15 protein-coding genes and 1 pseudogene are annotated in these 19089 nt (G+C 63.6%); 6 read left to right on the top strand and 10 right to left on the bottom strand.

Features of this window, described 5'->3' with window-relative positions; translation table 11 throughout:
• On the bottom strand, positions 1–2850 hold the full coding sequence (locus P6U28_RS23550) for a bifunctional transaldolase/phosoglucose isomerase (protein WP_407120003.1): 2850 nt from the start codon (positions 2848–2850) through the stop codon (positions 1–3).
• 203 nt (positions 2851–3053) lie between these two features.
• Between P6U28_RS23550 and P6U28_RS23545 the strand changes: the two are divergent.
• From P6U28_RS23545 to P6U28_RS23530, 4 genes and pseudogenes are all read left to right on the top strand, one after another.
• Positions 3054–3691, top strand: a pseudogene (locus P6U28_RS23545) (hypothetical protein).
• A gap of 297 nt (positions 3692–3988) precedes the next feature.
• A complete protein-coding gene (locus P6U28_RS23540) occupies positions 3989–5932 on the top strand; it encodes a PrkA family serine protein kinase (protein ID WP_122401849.1) in 1944 nt (647 codons plus the stop codon).
• A gap of 30 nt (positions 5933–5962) precedes the next feature.
• Positions 5963–7240 (top strand): YeaH/YhbH family protein, encoded by a 1278-nt coding sequence (locus P6U28_RS23535; protein ID WP_209295318.1) that lies wholly within the window; start codon positions 5963–5965, stop codon positions 7238–7240.
• Complete coding sequence (locus tag P6U28_RS23530) at positions 7237–8775, top strand: SpoVR family protein (RefSeq protein WP_129144077.1); 1539 nt, start codon at positions 7237–7239, stop codon at positions 8773–8775. Before P6U28_RS23535 ends, P6U28_RS23530 begins: the two co-directional genes overlap by 4 nt.
• A 56-nt stretch (positions 8776–8831) precedes the next feature.
• Here the strand turns inward: P6U28_RS23530 and P6U28_RS23525 are convergent, their stop codons facing one another.
• The 6 genes from P6U28_RS23525 to P6U28_RS23500 all read right to left on the bottom strand — a co-directional run bounded on the left by P6U28_RS23525 (position 8832) and on the right by P6U28_RS23500 (position 11661).
• Complete coding sequence (locus tag P6U28_RS23525) at positions 8832–9278, bottom strand: DUF1801 domain-containing protein (protein WP_407123104.1); 447 nt, start codon at positions 9276–9278, stop codon at positions 8832–8834.
• Positions 9279–9291: 13 nt separating this feature from the next.
• Complete coding sequence (locus P6U28_RS23520) at positions 9292–9495, bottom strand: hypothetical protein (RefSeq protein WP_162500159.1); 204 nt, start codon at positions 9493–9495, stop codon at positions 9292–9294.
• Between the two features lie 42 nt (positions 9496–9537).
• On the bottom strand, positions 9538–9966 hold the full coding sequence (locus P6U28_RS23515) for an SRPBCC domain-containing protein (protein ID WP_129144078.1): 429 nt from the start codon (positions 9964–9966) through the stop codon (positions 9538–9540).
• Positions 9963–10286 (bottom strand): helix-turn-helix transcriptional regulator, encoded by a 324-nt coding sequence (locus tag P6U28_RS23510; protein ID WP_129144079.1) that lies wholly within the window; start codon positions 10284–10286, stop codon positions 9963–9965. The genes P6U28_RS23515 and P6U28_RS23510 overlap by 4 nt, the downstream gene beginning before the upstream one ends.
• Before the next feature lie 251 nt (positions 10287–10537).
• Complete coding sequence (locus tag P6U28_RS23505) at positions 10538–10999, bottom strand: DsrE family protein (RefSeq protein ID WP_407120002.1); 462 nt, start codon at positions 10997–10999, stop codon at positions 10538–10540.
• A 38-nt stretch (positions 11000–11037) separates the two neighbouring features.
• Positions 11038–11661, bottom strand: coding sequence for a hypothetical protein (locus P6U28_RS23500; protein ID WP_129144081.1), 624 nt, complete (start codon positions 11659–11661; stop codon positions 11038–11040).
• A 521-nt stretch (positions 11662–12182) separates the two neighbouring features.
• Here P6U28_RS23500 and P6U28_RS23495 point away from each other — a divergent pair.
• Both P6U28_RS23495 and P6U28_RS23490 read left to right on the top strand, forming a co-directional pair.
• Positions 12183–13712 (top strand): SUMF1/EgtB/PvdO family nonheme iron enzyme, encoded by a 1530-nt coding sequence (locus P6U28_RS23495; RefSeq protein ID WP_129144082.1) that lies wholly within the window; start codon positions 12183–12185, stop codon positions 13710–13712.
• Between the two features lie 16 nt (positions 13713–13728).
• A complete protein-coding gene (locus P6U28_RS23490; RefSeq protein ID WP_407120001.1) occupies positions 13729–14193 on the top strand; it encodes a DUF4399 domain-containing protein in 465 nt (154 codons plus the stop codon).
• Here the strand turns inward: P6U28_RS23490 and P6U28_RS23485 are convergent, their stop codons facing one another.
• The 3 genes from P6U28_RS23485 to P6U28_RS23475 all read right to left on the bottom strand — a co-directional run bounded on the left by P6U28_RS23485 (position 14194) and on the right by P6U28_RS23475 (position 18996).
• Positions 14194–15249 (bottom strand): 2-oxoacid:ferredoxin oxidoreductase subunit beta, encoded by a 1056-nt coding sequence (locus P6U28_RS23485; protein ID WP_122401860.1) that lies wholly within the window; start codon positions 15247–15249, stop codon positions 14194–14196.
• Positions 15250–15379: 130 nt separating this feature from the next.
• A complete protein-coding gene (locus P6U28_RS23480) occupies positions 15380–17227 on the bottom strand; it encodes a 2-oxoacid:acceptor oxidoreductase subunit alpha (protein WP_162500161.1) in 1848 nt (615 codons plus the stop codon).
• Positions 17197–18996 (bottom strand): FAD-dependent oxidoreductase, encoded by a 1800-nt coding sequence (locus P6U28_RS23475; RefSeq protein WP_407120000.1) that lies wholly within the window; start codon positions 18994–18996, stop codon positions 17197–17199. The genes P6U28_RS23480 and P6U28_RS23475 overlap by 31 nt, the downstream gene beginning before the upstream one ends.
• Positions 18997–19089 lie beyond the last annotated feature (93 nt).

Genomic DNA, 19089 nt, shown 5'->3' with positions numbered 1-19089 from the left:
TTAGTTCAGCGCCTCGTTCAGCGCCGTGTTGAGGGCCGCGAGACCCTTCTTGAGCCCGCCCTTCAGATGCACGCGCAGCGCACGCCGACCACGCTCGGTGAGCACGTCGAAGTCGCCCCGCGCCTGCGCCGCCTTGATGACGCCAAAGCTGGCTTTCTGGCCCGGCACCGGCAGATCCTTGGCATCGTCGGCCGTGATCTGGAGGAACACGCCGCTGTCGGGTCCGCCCTTGTAAGCCTGTCCCGTCGAGTGCAGGAAGCGCGGTCCGAACTCGGCGCAGGTCGCGACGTGCCGCTTCTCGCGCACCTCTAACCGCATGGCCTGCAGCGCCTCGATCGTCGCCTTGTCACGCGCGATGTAGCCGAGCAGGGCGACATAGTCGCCATGGTTCGAGCGGGAGAGATGCGCCTTCAGCCAGGAGCTGAGATCGCCGTTGGCGCCGGCCGCGCGCAGCGCCGCGGCGTTGGCCTCGTCGGTGTAGAGATCGGCCTCATCCGTGCTGACCACCGGCTGCTCTTCCGGCAACGCGCCGGTCTTCTCGAATGCGGCAGTGAGCTCGCGGGTTTTGATCTTGGCCGCTTCCACGTCCGGCTGGTCGAACGGGTTGATGCCGAGGATCGAGCCTGCAACCGCCGTCGCCATCTCGAAGCGGAAGAACTCCTGGCCGAGATGCTCGATCGACTTCATGACGATGCGCACCACGGGATGGCCGGCCGCTTCGATCGCGGCGAGCTTGGAGTCGTGGGCAGCGTCCGCTTCGCACTCGATGCGGATGTCGATGAAGAAGCGATCATTGCCGTAGACCGAGGGATCGCCCAGCGGCTCGCCCTCGATCGGGATCAGGCCCTTGCCTTCCTTGCCCGTCGATTCCGCGATGAGCTGCTCGGCCCAGGCGCCGAAATCGGCGATCTTCTTCGATGCCAGGATCGTCACCTTGTCGCGGCCTTCGAGTCCGGCGAGGCCCATGGCAAGGCCGAGCTGCACGCCCGGGTTCTCGGATGGGGGCACGTCCGGTCCGCAGGAGCGGGCCATCGCGAGCGCATGCTCGACGAAGGTCTTGACGTCGATGCCCGCGGTCGCCGCCGGCACCAGACCGAAGGGCGAGAGCACCGAATAGCGTCCGCCGATCGAGGGCTCGCCGTGGAAGATGCGGGCATAGTTCAGCTTCTTTGCCGCCTTCTCCAGCGACGAGCCGGGATCGGTCACCGCGATGAAGCGATGGCCGGTCTTCACCTGGGTTCCGACCGCCTTGGCGACCTGCTCATGGAAATAGTCCTTCATCGCGTTCGGCTCGGTGGTTCCGCCGGACTTGCTGGAGACGATGAAGACCGTGTTGGCGATGTCGATCTTCGCCTCCATCGCCCGCACCTGCGCCGGGTCGGTGGAGTCGAGCACATGCAGCTTCGGGAAGCCGGGCTTCTTGCCAAAGGTCTCGGCCAACACTTCGGGGCCCAGGCTCGATCCGCCCATGCCGAGCACGACGGCGTCGGAGAATTTCTGGCCCTTCACGCGGCCTGCATAGTCCTCGTAGTCGGCAATGTCGGCCTTGGCCGGGCTGTCGAGCCAGCCCAGCCATTTGTCTTCGTCGGTGCCGGTCCAGATCGACTTGTCGCGCTGCCACAGCCTGCGGATTTTTGCCGAGGCTCGCCATTCCTCGGTGCTCTTGACCACGGCCTTGCCGAGCCCGTCGCCGAGCGAGAGCTGTTGGCGGTCGAGCGCGGGCCCGAGCACGGTGGTACGCTTGTGGGCGACGGCGCCGTAGAGCTTGTCGGCTGAGTCGGCGAACAGCTTGACGCCATCCTTGACCAGCTCCTCGGTGATCGCATCGAGCGAGATGCCGGAACGCTCCAGCTCCTCCAGCACGCGCCTCGCGTCATCGATATTCTCTTCCAGGCTGTCGCGCGGCTTGCCGTGGTCGCGGAACGCGTCCAGCGTCGCCGGCGGCATGGTGTTGATGGTGTCTGGGCCGATCAGCTCCTCGACATAGAGGACGTCGCTGTAGTCCTTGTTCTTGGTGCCGGTGGAGGCCCACAGCATGCGCTGCGGCTTGGCGCCCTTGGCGGCGAGCTTCTCCCAGCGCGGACCTGCGAACAGGCGCTTGTAATCCTGGTAGGCGAGCTTGGCGTTGGCGATCGCGACCTTGCCCTTCAGCGCGGCAAGCCGCTCCTTCTCCGATGGATCATTGGCGCGGGCGATCTTCTCGTCGAGCTGCTTGTCGACCATGGTGTCGATCCGGCTGACGAAGAAGCTCGCCACGCTCGCGACATGCGACGGATCGCCGCCGCCGGCGACGTATTTCTCGAGGCCGGCGATGTAGGCTTCGGCCACCTGGAGATAGACCGCCTTCGAGAAAAGCAGCGTGATGTTGATGCTGATGCCTTCGCTGATCAGCTGTTCGATCGCAGGGAGGCCCTCCGGCGTCGCCGGCACCTTCACCATCAGGTTCTTGCGGCCGACGTCCTTCCAGAGCCGCCGCGCCTCGGCGACTGTGCCGGCGGTGTCCATTGCGAGATAGGGCGAGACCTCCAGGCTGACATAGCCATCGCCGCCTTTGAGGCGGTCATAGACCGGCCGCAGCACGTCGGCGGCGTTCTGGATGTCCTCGACCGCGACGGTCTCGAACAGGTCGGCCACGGTCCGGTCGCCGCGCTTCAATGCCTTGCCGATCGAGGCGTCATATTCGTCGGAGCTGCCGATCGCCTTCTCGAAGATCGACGGATTTGAGGTGACGCCCTTGACGCCATCGGTGTCGATCAGCCGCTTCAGGTCGCCCTTGGCGACGAAGCCACGGGCCAGGAAGTCCAGCCAGACCGCTTGTCCGTGCTTTTCCAGTTCTTTGACGGGATTCATGATGCTTACTTCTCTCCAAGCCTGCGGACGAGGGGTTTTCGCGCCGGTCCTGACGCGCTATCCTCTAGCTTACATGCTCCCGGGAGGGAACCAATCAAGGGTATGGGAGTCATACTCTCCAGTGTAACTCCGTCGCGATCATGGCGATCCAGGCGGGTAGTGTCTGTGTTGCGTAGACATCGTTGGCCGGAGGATGCGGCTGCATGCACGTCCATGATGAAGGTTCGGCGGTTGCCGACAGCCAGCAACCGGTTGCGTCGACGGCGAGCATCGATGCATCGCGCGATCTCGAAATCAATGCGTGACACAGCTGCGGCTGCTGGTTGCCGCGGGCTTTGCCATGACCCCGCTCAGTGCAAGCCTTGCCTTCGACCTATGGGCGGTCTTGGCGATGCGGTCTTGGCGATGCGGTCTTGGCGATTATGACACGCAGTCGGCTATGCCGGCGTCGTGGTGTTCAGCCTAGTGACCAACTGGCTGATCTGGATGCTTCTGGCCGAGCGAGGAGCGGTGGTGGTCGTCACACCCTACGGCATCCGCGATCTCCGCATCGGGAATGAATTTCTGCTGTGGGAGTCGATCGCGGAGATTTCGGCTGACGAACGCCGCGGCCACAAAGCGATCGTGCTGACGCCGTCGCCGGCATTGCGGCGCCAGCTGTGCGCCATCCCGACTCTGGCCCGTTGCGCGCGGGATGGTCGCATCCGCGCGGAGGGCCTGGCGACCGATTTTGATACATTGCTGCGCGCCTGCCGCGACCGCCACGCTGCCAGCAGCGCGCGCCGCATTGCAGCAGGAAGATGACCGTGGCGCCCAAAGCTTCGCCGTACAAGTGTCATAAGATCGCCGCTCCCGGACCGCTATGTTGCATTGCCGGATCAGCACATCCCCGGGAACGCCCGGATGTTGCGACCAAGTGACATTTTCTGGAAATGAGCCAATATAGACAGAGATTCGCACAAAATACAGGCATGTGCCTGTTCGTAACTCATAGAGTGCCTACGTTGTGCGTTGCGTCGTATCGGCACCCGGGTGTCCAATGATCGTCATGTGCTCACGCTGATTCGAAACGGCCTGAGGAACGGTCCGGTAACTGCTTTCGTTTCAGCTTGTAGCGGAACTCACGCGGAGAGGGATCATGTACAACGATTCTCTATTCAACGCTTTCGCTCGGTCGTTCGAGGCGAGAAGCCAGCACGACATGTCGATGGCGGAATATCTGGAATCGTGTCGAAGCGATCCCATGAAATACGCGAACGCGGCCGAGCGACTGCTAGCGGCGATCGGTGAGCCCCAGACGATCGACACGGCCAAGGACCCACGCCTTGGCCGTATTTTTTTGAACCGCACGATCCGCACCTATCCGGCCTTCGCCGGCTTCTACGGCATGGAAGAAACCATCGAGCGCATCGTCGGCTTCTTCCGCCACGCGGCGCAGGGCCTCGAAGAGCGCAAGCAGATTCTTTATCTGCTTGGCCCGGTCGGTGGCGGCAAGTCTTCGCTCGCCGAGCGGCTCAAGTCGCTGATGGAAGTGAACCCCATCTATGTGCTCAAGGCCGGCGACGAACTCTCGCCCGTGTTCGAGAGCCCGCTCAGCCTGTTCGATCCCGATCAGCTCGGTCCGATGCTGGAGGAGAAGTACGGCATTCCGCGCCGCCGTCTCACCGGCCTGATGAGCCCGTGGTGCTACAAGCGGCTCGAAGCCTTCGGCGGCGACATCTCGCAATTCCGCGTCGCCAAGATCCAACCATCGCGGCTGCGCCAGATCGCGGTCGCCAAGACCGAGCCCGGCGACGAGAACAACCAGGACATCTCCTCGCTGGTCGGCAAGGTTGATATCCGCAAGCTCGAGACCTACGCCCAGAACGATCCCGACGCCTACAGCTATTCCGGCGGCCTCAACCGCGCCAATCAGGGCATTCTCGAATTCGTCGAGATGTTCAAGGCGCCGATCAAGATGCTGCATCCGTTGCTTACCGCGACGCAGGAAGGCAACTACATCGGCACCGAGAACATCGGCGCGATCCCGTTCACCGGGATCATCCTGGCGCACTCGAACGAAGCCGAGTGGGCGAGCTTCAAGGCCAACAAGAACAATGAAGCCTTCATCGACCGCATCTGCGTGATCAAGGTGCCCTACTGCCTCAGGGTCACCGAAGAGCAGAAGATCTACGAGAAGCTGATCCAGGGCTCCGAGCTCGCCTCGGCTCCTTGCGCGCCTTCGACACTGGAGACGCTGGCGCGGTTCTCGGTGATGTCGCGCCTGCGCAAGCACGAGAACTCCACCTTGTTCGCCAAGATGCGGGTCTACGACGGCGAGAGCCTGAAGGAATCCGATCCGAAGGCGCGCAGCGTGCAGGAATATCGCGATGCCGCCGGCGTCGACGAGGGCATGGACGGTGCCTCCACCCGTTTCGCCTTCAAGGTCCTGGCCGCGACCTTCAATCACGATCCGCAGGAGGTCGCCGCCGACGCCGTGCACCTGATGTACGCGCTGGAACAGGCGATCCGCCGCGAGCAGCTTCCGGAGGAAACCGAGAAACGCTATCTCGAATTCATCAAGGCGGAGCTGGCGCCGCGCTACGCCGAGTTCATCGGCAACGAGATCCAGAAGGCCTATCTGGAATCCTACTCGGATTATGGCCAGAACCTGTTCGACCGCTACGTCGACTATGCCGACGCCTGGATCGAGGACCAGGACTTCAAGGATCCCGACACCGGCCAGCTGCTTGATCGCGAGCTTTTGAACCAGGAGCTGACCAAGATCGAGAAGCCGGCGGGTATCGCCAACCCCAAGGACTTCCGCAACGAGGTCGTCAAATTCTCGTTACGGTCGCGGGCCCAGAACGGCGGCAAGAATCCGACCTGGACCTCCTATGAGAAGATTCGCGATGTGATCGAAAAGCGGATATTCTCCCAGGTCGAGGACCTGCTTCCCGTCATCTCCTTCGGGTCGAAGAAGGACGGCGAGACGGAGAAGAAGCACGGCGAGTTCGTCGCACGCATGGTGGAGCGCGGCTACACCGAGCGCCAGGTTCGCCGGCTCGTCGAATGGTACATGCGCGTGAAGCAGGCCGGCTGAGGCGGATGGGAGGCAGATGGTAAAGTGCCCATTCACATCATCGACAGGCGCCTGAATCCAGGCGGCAAGAGTCTTGAGAACCGCCAGCGGTTCTTGCGTCGGGCCAAATCCCTGGTGCAGGGCGCCGTCAAGAAGACCTCGCAGGAACGCGACATCAAGGACGTCCTGGAGGGGGGTGAGGTCACGATCCCGCTCGACGGCATGCACGAGCCGCGCTTCCGCCGTGAAGGCGGAACGCGCGACATGGTGCTGCCCGGAAACAAGAAGTTCGTGGAGGGCGACTATCTCCAGCGCCAGGGCCAGGGCAGCGCCAAGGATTCCGGCCCCGGCGAAGGCGACAGCGAGGACGCCTTCCGCTTCGTGCTGAGCCGTGACGAGTTCGTCGATCTTTTCCTCGACGACCTCGAGCTGCCGGATCTCGCCAAGCGCAAGATCGCGCAGACCGAGAGCGAAGGCATCCAGCGCGCCGGCTACACCACGTCGGGCTCGCCCGCCAACATCTCGGTGAGCCGGACGGTGAAGCTCGCGCTGGCGCGCCGCATCGCGCTCCGGCGTCCCCGCAAGGAGGAGATCGAGGAACTGGAGGCGGCGATCGCTGCCTGCACCGACGAGGCCGAACGGGCGGAGCTGGTTGCCGAGCTCGAAAAGCTGAAGGCGAAGTCCAAGCGCATCCCCTTCATCGACCCGCTCGACATCCGCTACCGACGCTTCGAGACGGTGCCGAAGCCCGTCGCGCAGGCCGTGATGTTCTGCCTGATGGACGTTTCCGGCTCGATGTCCGAGCACATGAAGGACCTGGCAAAGCGCTTCTACATGCTGCTCTACGTGTTCCTGAAGCGGCGCTACAAGCACGTCGAGATCGTCTTCATCCGCCACACCGACCGCGCCGAGGAGGTGGACGAGCAGACCTTCTTCTACGGTCCGGCCTCGGGCGGCACGCTGGTCTCGAGCGCGCTGCAGGCGATGCACGAGATCGTGCGCGAGCGCTTCAACCCGTCGGACTGGAACATCTACGCCGCGCAGGCCTCCGATGGCGACAATTCCTATTCCGACGGCGAGCTCACGGGGCTGCTGCTGACCGACAAGATCCTGCCGGTCTGCCAGTTCTTTGCCTATCTCGAGGTCGGTGAATCCGGCGGCAGCGCCTTCGATCTCTCCGACTCCTCGCTCTGGGCCCTCTATGAGCGCCTGCGCAACAGCGGCGCGCCGCTCTCGATGCGCAAGGTCTCGGAGCGCAGCGAGATCTTTCCGGTGTTCCACGATCTGTTCCAGCGCCGCGAAACTGCCCAGGAGAAGACCGCTCCATGACGGAACGTTTGTTCGAAGGCGCCGATTGGGATTTTCACACCTTGCAGCGCATCACCGATGCCTGCGAGCAGGTGGCGTTGAAGGATCTCGGGCTCGACGTCTATCCGAACCAGATCGAGGTCATCACGGCCGAGCAGATGCTGGACGCCTATTCGTCGGTCGGCATGCCCCTGTTCTACAAGCACTGGTCGTTCGGCAAGCACTTTGCGTTCCACGAGGCGTCCTACCGCAAGGGCCTGATGGGGCTCGCCTATGAGATCGTGATCAACTCCTCGCCCTGCATCTCCTATCTGATGGAGGAAAACACGGCGACGATGCAGACGCTGGTGATCGCGCACGCCGCCTTCGGCCACAACCACTTCTTCAAGAACAATTATCTGTTCAAGCAGTGGACCGATGCCGACGGCATCCTGGACTATCTCGACTTCGCCAAGAACTACGTCATGCAATGCGAGGATCGCTACGGCCGCATCGAGGTCGAGCGCACGCTCGATGCCGCGCATGCGCTGATGTCGCACGGCATCGACCGCTATCCCGGCAAGAAGAAGCTCGATCTGCGCGCCGAGGAGAAGCGGGCAGGGCGCCGCCGCCAGCACGAGGAGGAGGTCTTCAACGATCTCTGGCGCACGGTCCCGAAGGGCGCGGCCAAGAGCCGGTCCGCGCTCAGCATCGAGCGCCGCCGCAAGCTGCTCGGCCTGCCGCAGGAGAATTTGCTCTATTTCCTGGAGAAGAGCGCGCCGCGGCTGGCGCCCTGGCAGCGCGAGCTGCTCCGCATCGTCCGCCACATCGCGCAATATTTCTATCCGCAGAGCCAGACCAAGGTGATGAACGAGGGGACGGCGACCTACGTCCACTATCGCATCATGACCAAGCTGCATGAGCAGGGTCGCATCAGCGACGGCAACTTCCTCGAATTCCTGGGATCGCACACCAACGTCGTGTTCCAGCCCGAATTCGACGACCCCCGCTTCTCCGGCTTCAACCCTTACGCGCTCGGCTTTGCCGTGATGCAGGACATCGAGCGCATCGTCACCAAGCCGGAGGATGAGGACCGCGAATGGTTCCCCGACATCGCCGGCAAGGGCGACGTCATGGGCGTGCTGCGCGACGTCTGGGCCAACTACCGCGACGAGAGCTTCATCGGCCAGTTCCTGAGCCCCAGATTGATGCGGCACTTCCGCATGTTCCATCTGCACGACGATCCCGAGGAGCGCGCCGGCATCCGCGTCGATGCCATCCATGACGAGCGCGGTTTCCGCCGCGTGCGCCGCGAGCTGGCGCGGCAGCACGACGTCGGCTTCATCGATGCCAACATCGAGGTGGTCGACGTCGATCTCTCCGGCGACCGCCGCCTGATCCTGCATCACCACGTCATCAAGGGCTCGCAGCTCAACGAGACCGATGCCAAGCGGGTGCTCCAGCATCTCGCCGACCTCTGGACCTACGACGTCGCGCTGATCGAGGTCGATGCCAAAGACAAGGTCCTGCGCGAATATGTCGTGAGCCCGCGCCCGATCCCGGCGGCGGTGGCCTGAGGCGAGCGGCCAAAGCATGATCCGGAAAACCGCTTCGCACTTTTCCGGATCATGCTTTAGACCGATCGCTTCTTCGTCGGCTTCTTCTTTGCCTTCGACGCATTCAGCTGCACCGCCGCGCGGATCAGCGTCTTCAACGCCTTCTCGTCGATCTCTACGCCCTCGCGAATATCGATCGCGCGCCGCACATTGCCCTCGAGACTGGAGTTGAACAGGCCCGCGGGATCCTCCAGCGCCGCGCCCTTCGCGAAGGTCAGCTTCACCACGTTCTTGTAGGTTTCGCCGGTGCAGATGATGCCGTCGTGCTCCCAAACGGGAACGCCGCGCCATTTCCACGCCTCGACGACGTCGGGGTCCGCCTGCTTGATCAGACCGCGGATCCGCGCGAGCATCTCGCCGCGCCAGTCGCCGAGCTCCTTGATCCTGCCGTCGATCAGTTTCGAGGGCGAAGGTTCATTCGCTTCTTTCACGCGTACCTTTTTCGATGTCATGGCCTTCTGCATCATCCCGCCTCGTTCACGCGTTGCCGCGGCTGACATGGGGCAACGCGAACAGATAGAGCCCGGTCGCGAGCAGGGGGATGAGCGGCACGAGCGCCAGGACGCCGATCCACACGGCCTGGAGCTGCATGGTCATCGCCACGATGTTGGCGATGACCGCGAGCGTGAACGCCATCGACAGCCAGCGATGAATCTGCCGAATCCACATTTGGGTGCTCATTGAGACCTCCTCCGAGATTGATCGAAATGGACGCCGGCGGAGCTAGCCTGCCCGCGCCAGTACTTCGTCCAGCTTGGCCAAAAACTGCTTCCAGCCGGCATGCGCGCCGCCAAAGGCCTGCTTCTGCGTCGGGCGGAAGCCCGCCTGCTCGACGCGCAGGCGCGTGCCCGCGCCCGTCGGTGTCAGCGTGAAGGTCACCACGCTCTTGAGATCGAAGGCGGCGTCCTCATGCGAGAAATTCCAGGTGTAGGCCAGCGTCTTCTGCGGCTCGATGGTGAGCACCTCGCAGTCCAGCACGCCGCCCCATTCGCCGCGCAGGTTGAAGCGATGACCGACGACGGGCTTGAAGTCGTTCTTCATCAGCCATTCCTCGATCAGATGCGGCTGCGTCAGTGCGCGCCACAGCCGCTCCACTGGGGCGGCAAATTCGCGCTCGAGGACGACGGAGCGTGTCTCGGCAGGTTCGTTCATTGGTCCATCCTCTTCAGGAGATCGTCGAGGGCGTCGAGCCGCCTCTGCCAGAAGCCGGTCATCTGGCTAGTCCAGTCGACCAGTGGGTTGAGCGCGCCGGGCTGCGCGCTGTAGTGCGTCTGTCGTCCTTCATGGCGGTCGCGCACCAGCCCAGCCTGCTTGAGCGCGCCGAGATGTTTCGAGACCGCCGGCTGGGACACACCGGATCGCGCGGTCAGCGCCCCGACGGTCTGCTCGCCCTCGCGGCACAGCCGCTCGAAGATCGCCCGCCGGGTCGGGTCGGCAAGCGTCCTGAACAGGAGATCGTGCGCGGCGGACATGCGAGATCCATAACCGGGAAGTTATGGGTTAATCTATAACCGTGGAGTTATGGGTAAGTCAAGCGGGGTGGTGATGAGGCGAGAGGGCGCCACGTACTCCGCTGTCATTGCGAGGAGCCCTTGCGACGAAGCATCCAGATTGTCTCGGCGCAGGGATTCTGGATTGCTTCGCGGAGCCTGTCATCGGGCCGCGCTTCGCGCGGACCCGTTGGCTCGCAATGACGGTGGATGAGGTGACGCCATCCACAACGCTACGGCCGCAAATACAGATACCCCTGCGACTGCAGCTCGGCCATCCGCACTACGCCGCCCTTCTCGGCGCTGACGAAGCCCGGCAGCAGCTCGTTGAGCGTGACGTTCTGCGCCTTCATCGTGTTGCCGCAGGCGGCAAGCTCGACGCCATCTTTGGAGAAATCGCCGACGCGTTTGCTGACCTCGGGGTTGGCCTGCGCCGAGTGAAACGCCCTCAGCGCCGGGCCATGGATCACCAGCGCGATCGTCACATGCTCGGGCCCGCCGACGCCGTCGATGTGGTTCTGGATGTTGCCGAGCACGAAATTGACCTTCTCGGCATCGCTGAGATGATAGACGACCTTCAGCTTGCTGCTCGCGCCCGCTTCGGTCGCGGCTTTCGCACTGGAGGCGCCAAGTGCCGCGCCCAGCGCCGCGCCCAAGGTCGAGACGGCGCTCCACAACATGTTCCGCCGGTTCATGGCGATCTCCTTCGGCTGACTGAGCCCGGCGACAGATATCACTTGTGGCGCAGTGCGGCGAGCTCCTTGCGGTCGGTCACCAGCGAAGCGCATTCGCTGGTGTCGGTGCGGTCGAGGCGGAAAATCTTGTCGTCGGCGCCGGCGACCAGCGATCGCTCGGCCTCGTCGTCCGGCTTGTTGTTCTGCCAGACCCTGATCTGCTCGAGGCGGATGATCGCGGACTTGTTGTCCTTGGACAGCGCCACTTCGATGCCGCCGCCTTCGCAGTCGACGCCGCAGCCCATGCGGACCTCGTCCCCCTGGCTGAGAAGGACGGCATGGCTGCCGCACGAGCCGCTGGAGTCGAAATCGCCGGAGCGGTGCCGATAGCGGAAGCCCAAGCGGAAGGAATTGTGCAGCTGCTTGTCCTCCTTGTCGGTTTCCGCCGAGATCAGCAGCTTCATGGATGCCACCTTCTGCTTGGGATGCCGCGCCAGGTGTTCGGCATCGTAGCGGCGGACGAAGCAGGCGTAGGACTTGTCGGCGGGTGTCCCCGCATAGAGCCGCGCATTGAAGGCGTCGGCTTCGGCCTTTGTGGTCTCCCGGACCTTGTCGGCCTCGTCGGCGTGGGCGACGCCGACGAAGGCGGCAAGGACGAGCGGCAGGAAAAGAGCAAGCTTCATGATCGCACCCAGCGTGTGAACCGTCGTCAATCCGCAACGAGCAGGCGGGAGCCGACCGGCGGTTAGTCGCAGGCGGCGAGCGGCGCGTTCAAGCGCTTCTGGCGCACGCCTTGCGCACGCTCTGGACGCTGCTCTTCTCCAGGGCGCCGGTCGTGTTCATCACTCGGGTCGGCATTCGCGACACTGGGATCGCCGATGACACCATTGCCTGGAGATCCGTCCGCGACGTATCGCCCCGGCAATTTCGCGTCCAGGGCGCAGCCGAGGCGGTGGCCGCATGCGTGGCGCGTTCAGCTCGCACCCGCGCGCAGAGCGGAGCGGGCAGCGCGGTTCCATGCACCGCCTTAGTCGAGCGTAAGGCCGCAAAGGTTCAATCGAGGTGGGCCCTTCGCCCCTAGGGAACTCGATGTCGCGCAGCCTTCGACATTGTTCCCATTCGGCGATGTGATAGCCTTCACAGGCGATTGCTCTTGGCAGTCGTAGAGTGGGACCGCCTCTTGTCGTGTGTGGAGTCCCCCCGCATGGGCGAAATTCGCAACTTCAGATCCGGAAATCAGGATGAGCCGCCGCCGCACGGCGCAATGCCTCGTCGTCTCGCCGCGATCATCGTCGGCGACATCGCCTCCTACAGCCGGTTGATGCAGGCCGACGAGGAAGGCACGCATGCTCGCGTCAAGCGGATCGAGCGAGATCTCATCCAGCCCAGCATCATCGAACACCATGGAAGCCTGGTGAAGACGACCGGCGACGGCTTCATCGCCATTTTCGACAGTCCCGTGGAGGCCGTTCGATGCAGCATCGTCATCCAGCAAAATCTCGTCGCTCGCAACGCTTCGGTTCCCAAGCATTCCCGGCTCGAATATCGGATTGGCGTCAATCTCGGCGACGTCATCGTGGAGCCGGACGACATCTATGGTGACGGCGTCAACATCGCCACGCGTATCGAGGGCATCGCGGAGCCGGGGCAGGTCTACATCTCCGGCGCGATCTACGAGCAGATCAAGCACAAGATCGTGTGCGGCTATGAGTCGCTCGGCGACCGCAAGGTCAAGAACATCACCGATCCCGTGCGCGTCTATCGCGTGCTGCCGGATGCAGATGCCGTCGGCAGGACAAGAAGCCGGCGCGAGAACGCGCTGATCTTTTTCCTGGCCGTCACGCTGCTCGTCATTGCCGCCGGCGCACTCTGGTATTTGCTGGCACAGCCGCAAGGCAGGGGCGGCCAGCAGGTCGCAGCGCCCGCCGTCTCTCCGGCGCCATCCCCCGTCCCGCAAGCTCTGCCGCGCGAAGCCGCGACGCAGGCGCCGCAACCATCTCCGTCATTGGCGTCGGCGCCTTCGTCGCCCGCACCGGCGCCGAGCCCGTCCTCGACACCGCTGCGCGAGCCCGAAATGATCGCCATTCGCGGCGGCAGTTTCGCGATGGGAAGCAACGACGATCCGACCGAGCGTCCCGTGCACCAGGTCACGATCAAGCCGTTCTCGATCGGAAAATATCCGGTGACCGTGCAGGAGTGGAACGAATGTGCGGCTGCGAAGGCGTGCTCCTTCACGGCCACCGGCAAGGACGATGCGCCGGTCAGCAATGTGAGCTGGACTGACGCGCAGCAATATGCCGCCTTTCTGTCGCAAGCGACGAAAAAGCAGTACCGGCTCCCGAGCGAGGCCGAATGGGAATACGCAGCCCGCGGCGGTACGCAAACGAAGTATTGGTGGGGCGACAAGCTCCAGCCGGGCATGGCCGGATGCAAGGATTGCGGCGACCTCGCGGCCGAGCAGCCGGCGAAGGTAGGCAGATTCAAGCCCAATCCATTCGGCCTCTACGACATGGGCGGCGGCGTCGACCAATGGGTCGAGGATTGCTGGCACAAGAATTACCAGGGTGCGCCCGTCGACGGCTCGGCATGGACCGGCGGCGACTGCTCATCGCACGTCCTGCGCTCGGGCTCCTGGAAGAACGATTCGAGATATGTGCGGCCGTCCAACCGCGATGGCTATGATACCAATGTTCGTTACCCGACGCATGGATTCCGTGTCGCGCTCAGTCCTTAGGTCTGGAGTAGGTTTGATGAAAATCATTCGCTGCGCCGCGCTGGCAGCGGCGCTCGCATTGCTGCCCATCGTTCTGCTGCCAAGCGCTGCTTACTCTCAGGGCAAGACCGCTCCGAAGGACGCCAAGCTCTATTTCATCACCCCGCAGGACGGCCAGAAGGTCCGTGGTGGCTTCTGGGTCCGGTTCGGTCTGCGCAATATGGGCGTGACGCATGCCGGCGATGAATACCAGAACGCCGGTCATCACCATTTGCTGGTCGACGTCAACGACCCCATCGATACCAAGGAACCGATCCCGCAGGACAAGTCCCATCTGCATTTCGGAGCAGGGCAAACCGAAACGTTTCTCGAGCTTTCGCCCGGCACGCACACGCTGCAACTGGTGCTGGGCGATGCGAAGCACTATCCCTTCGATCCGCCCGTCGTGTCTGACAAGATCACCGTACGAGTCAGGCAGCCCGGTTCAGTGCGGCGCCGTTGATCACCGCAGGCTGGCGTTGATCTTGTCCAGAACCGCCGAGCCTGGGCAGAGCGTGTCCGCTTCCAGCGTGTTGAGCGGGGTCTCGACCGTGTTGAGATGCTCGTGCAGATCTTCCGCGTCCGGGTCGACATAGAGCAGGCCGGTGACGATCTGCCCCTTCGCGGCGTGCCTCGCGAGGAAGGTCTGGGCTCCCAACCGGTCATGCGGATCGTAGTCGGCGTCGATCTTGCGCAGCGCGACCTTGCTGCCGTCGTGCTGCTCGACCACCTGCACCGTGCCCGGTGCGTAATCGACGGCGATCGGATCGCGGCTGACCAGCACGTCGAGCCGGTTCACGGCATCGTTGTGCTCGCGGACGTAGTCAAAACTCTTGGTCGAGCCGGCGTGGTTGTTGAATGCGATGCAGGGGCTGATGACGTCGATGAAGGATGCGCCCTTGTGGCGGATCGCGGCCGCGATCAGCGGCACCAGCTGGGCCTTGTCGCCGGAGAATGAGCGCGCGACGAAGGTCGCGCCCAGCTGCAGCGCGATCGCGACGAGGTCGATGGCGTTGTCGGTGTTGGTGACGCCCTTCTTGCTCTTGGAGCCGCGGTCGGCGGTGGCCGAGAACTGGCCCTTGGTCAGGCCGTACACGCCGTTGTTCTCGACGATATAGGTCATGTTGACGCCGCGCCGGATCGAATGCGCGAACTGGCCGAAGCCGATCGAGGCGGAATCGCCGTCGCCGGAGACGCCGAGATAGATCAAATCGCGGTTGGCGAGGTTGGCGCCGGTCAGCACGCTGGGCATGCGGCCGTGAACGGAGTTGAAGCCGTGCGAATTGCCGAGGAAATAGTCCGGCGTCTTCGACGAGCAGCCGATGCCGGAGATCTTCGCCACCCGGTGCGGCTCGATCGAGAGCTCATAGCAGGCCTCGATGATCGAGGCCGTGATCGAGTCGTGGCCGCAGCCCGCGCACAGCGTCGAGATCTTGCCCTCGTAGTCGCGATGCGTGTAGCCGAGCTCATTCTTCTTCAGGCCGGGATGATGGAATTTCGGCTTGGCGATATAGGTCATGCGAGCACCTGAAATTTCCGCGGCGTCATGGCTGGGCTTGTCCCGGCCATCCACCTCTTGGCCAGGAGAAAGAAAGGCGTGGATGCCCGGCTCAAGCCCGGGCACGACGGAGGAGAGCGCAAGGTGTTGTTCATGACACGGCCTTGCGGAGCGGGGTCACCTTGAGGTGATCCTGGTGGTCGCCAATGGCTTTCGCGATGAAGCGGGCGGTGATCGGCGTGCCGTCGTAATGCACGATCGGCACGAGCCGGACGGGATCGATGCCGTTCTCATTGACGATCAGCTGCCGCAGCTGGCTGTCGCGGTTCTGCTCGACCACGTAGACGAAGTCGTGCTCGGCGAGGAAGCTCGCCACGCTCGAATGGAACGGGAAGGCGCGGATGCGCAGGCGGTCCAGCTGATGCCCGCGCGCCTCCAGAAGTCCGATCGCCTCATCCATCGCCGGGGAGGTCGAGCCGAAATAGATCACGCCGTATTTCGTCGGCCGTTCCGCATTGGCCTGCAGCGGCCGCGGCACCAGGTCCTGCGCGGTCTCGAACTTGCGCACCAGGCGCTGCATGTTGTCGGCGTAGACCGTGCCTTCCTCGGAATAGCGCGCATAGCGATCACGCGAGGTGCCGCGCGTGAAATAGGAGCCCTTGGTCGGGTGCGTGCCGGGATAGGTGCGGTAGGGAATGCCGTCACCGTCGACGTCGAGATAGCGGCCGAAGTCGCGGCCCTCCTCCAGCATCTCCGCGGTCATGATCTTGCCGCGGTCATATTGCCGGGCATCGTCCCACTTCAACGGGCGGCAGAGCCGGTGGTTCATGCCGATGTCGAGGTCGAGCATCAGGAAGATGGTGGTCTGCAGCCGGTCGGCGAGATCGAACGCGGCGGCCGCGAACTCGAACGCTTCGGCCGGATCTTCCGGGAACAGCAGCACATGCTTGGTGTCGCCATGGGAAGCATAGGCGCAGGCGATGATGTCGCATTGCTGGGTGCGCGTCGGCATGCCCGTGGAGGGGCCGGCACGCTGGATATTCATGATCACCGCCGGAATCTCGGCGAAGTAGGAGAGGCCGATGAACTCCGTCATCAGCGAGATGCCGGGGCCTGAGGTCGCGGTGAAGGCGCGGGCGCCGTTCCAGGAGGCGCCGATGACGATGCCGATCGAGGCCAGCTCGTCCTCGCCCTGCACGATCGCGTATTTCGCCTTGCCGGTTTCCGGATCGTGCCGGTACTTCTTGCAATGGGCGGTGAAGGCCTCCGCCACCGACGAGGACGGCGTGATCGGATACCACGCGCACACCGTGGCGCCGCCATAGACGGCGCCGAGCGCGGCGGCGCTGTTGCCCTCGATGAAGATGCGGTCGCCGACCTTGTCGGACTTCTTTACCCGCAGCCCGATCGGACATTTCAAATTCTGCAGCGCCCAGTCGCGGCCGAGATGCAGCGCATGGACGTTGGAGGAGAGCAGCTTCTCCTTGCCCTTGTACTGCTCGCCGATCAGCTGCTCGATCAGCTTCGGGTCCATGTCGAGCAGCGCACTGAGCGCGCCCAAATAGATGATGTTCTTGAACAGCTGGCGCTGGCGCGGATCAGTGTAGGTCGAGTTGGTGATGGCGGTGAGTGGCACGCCGATCACGGTGATGTCGTCGCGGAACTTGGTCGACGGCATCGGCTTGGTGGAATCGTAGAACAGGTAACCGCCGGGCTCGATGCCGGCGACGTCCTTGTCCCAGGTCTGCGGGTTCATCGCCACCATCATGTCGACGCCGCCGCGGGCGCCGAGATGACCGGCCTCCGTCACCCGTACCTCGTACCAGGTCGGCAGGCCCTGGATGTTGGAGGGGAAGATGTTGCGCGGGCTCACGGGGACGCCATGGCGCAGGATCGCGCGCGCGAACATCTCGTTGGCGCTGGCCGACCCCGAGCCGTTGACGTTGGCGAAGCGGACGACGAAGTCGTTTACGCTGCTGATCGGCTTTTTGTCGGGCATGTCGAACCTGCGTGAGTCATCTCGATGAAATACTTCTGCATGTCCCAGGCTCCGGTGGGACAACGCTCGGCGCAAAGCCCGCAATGCAGGCAGACATCCTCGTCCTTCACCATCACGCGCCCGGTCTTGAGGTCGCTGGATACGTAGAGGTCCTGATCCGGATGCAGTGAGGGCGCCTTCAGGCGCTGGCGCAAATCGCTTTCCTCGCCGTTACCCGTGAAGGTGATGCAATCCATCGGGCAGATATCGGCACAAGCGTCGCACTCGATGCAGAGCGAGGTCGAGAACACGGTCTGTACGTCGCAGTTCAGGCAGCGATGGGCCTCGCCGAGCGCGAGCTTGACGTCATAGCCGAGCTCGACCTCGGCGCGGATGTCCTTCAGCGCGACGACCTTGTCGCGATGCGGCACCTTGAAGCGCTTGTCGATCGAGATGTCGTTGTCATAGCTCCATTCGTGGATGCCCATCTTCTGTGAGGAGATTTGCACCTCCGGCAGCGGACGCTCACTGATGTCCTCGCCTGACAGCATCTTGTGGATCGACAGCGCGGCGTCATGGCCGTGCGCGACCGCCCAGATGATGTTCTTCGGACCGAACGCGGCATCGCCGCCGAAGAACACTTTCGGATTGGTCGATCCAAAGGTCTTGGGATCGACCTTCGGCATGTGCCATTTGTCGAACTCGATGCCGCAATCCTGCTCGATCCAAGGGAAGGCGTTCTCCTGGCCGACCGCGACCAGCACATCGTCGCATGCGAAGGTCTGGTCCGGCTCGCCCGAGGGAACGAGGTTGCGGCGGCCCTTGGCGTCGTACTCGGCCTTCACCTTCTGGAACGTGACGCCGGTGAGCTTGCCGTTCTCGTGCACGAAGGCGACGGGGACCAGGAAATTGAGGATCGGAATGTCCTCATGGATCGCATCCTCCTTTTCCCAGGGCGAGGCCTTCATCTCCTCGAAGCCGGAGCGCACGATCACCTTGACGTCCTCGCCGCCGAGACGGCGCGCGGTGCGGCAGCAATCCATTGCGGTGTTGCCGCCGCCGAGCACGATCACGCGCTTGCCGATCTTGTCGACATGGCCGAACGAGACCGAGGCCAGCCATTCGATGCCGATATGAATGTTGCTTGCTGCCTCTTTCCGGCCGGGAATGTCGAGCTCGCGGCCGCGCGGCGCGCCGGAGCCGACGAAGATCGCGTCGTACTTCTCTGCAAGCAGCGACCTCATGCTGTCGATGCGGTGACCGCCCTTGAAGTCGACGCCGAGACCCAGGATGTAGCCGGTCTCCTCGTCGATCACGGAGTTGGGCAGGCGGAATTTCGGGATCTGCGTCCGCATCATGCCGCCGGCTTCCGGATCGGCATCGAACACGGTGCAGTGATAGCCGAGCGGCGCGAGATCGCGCGCCACCGTCAGCGAGGCAGGGCCGCCGCCAACGAGCGCGACACGCTTGCCGTTCGTCGGCACGGGCTTCGGCAGGCGCTGCTTGATGTCGTCCTTGAAGTCGGCGGCGACGCGCTTGAGGCGGCAGATCGCCACCGGATTCTCCTCGACGCGTCCGCGGCGGCACGCCGGCTCGCAGGGACGATCGCAGGTGCGTCCCAGAATTCCGGGAAACACGTTCGATTTCCAATTGATCATGTAGGCATCGCTGTAGCGGCCTTGTGCGATCAGTCGGATGTATTCGGGAACCGGGGTGTGCGCAGGACAGGCCCACTGGCAATCGACCACTTTGTGAAAGTAGTCGGGGGCCGCGATATCGGTCGGTTTCATTCCTACCCTGTCCGCCCAGGCTCAAAGGACCCGGCGGCCTCTTCTTGAGCTTGGCGAACGCTTAACGCGCGTCGATCTGGTTTCTGAATGACG

This window comes from Bradyrhizobium sp. STM 3561, from assembly GCF_045571455.1.
Taxonomy (GTDB): Bacteria; Pseudomonadota; Alphaproteobacteria; order Rhizobiales; family Xanthobacteraceae; genus Bradyrhizobium; species Bradyrhizobium vignae.
This window is presented reverse-complemented; position numbering and strand designations above follow the sequence as displayed.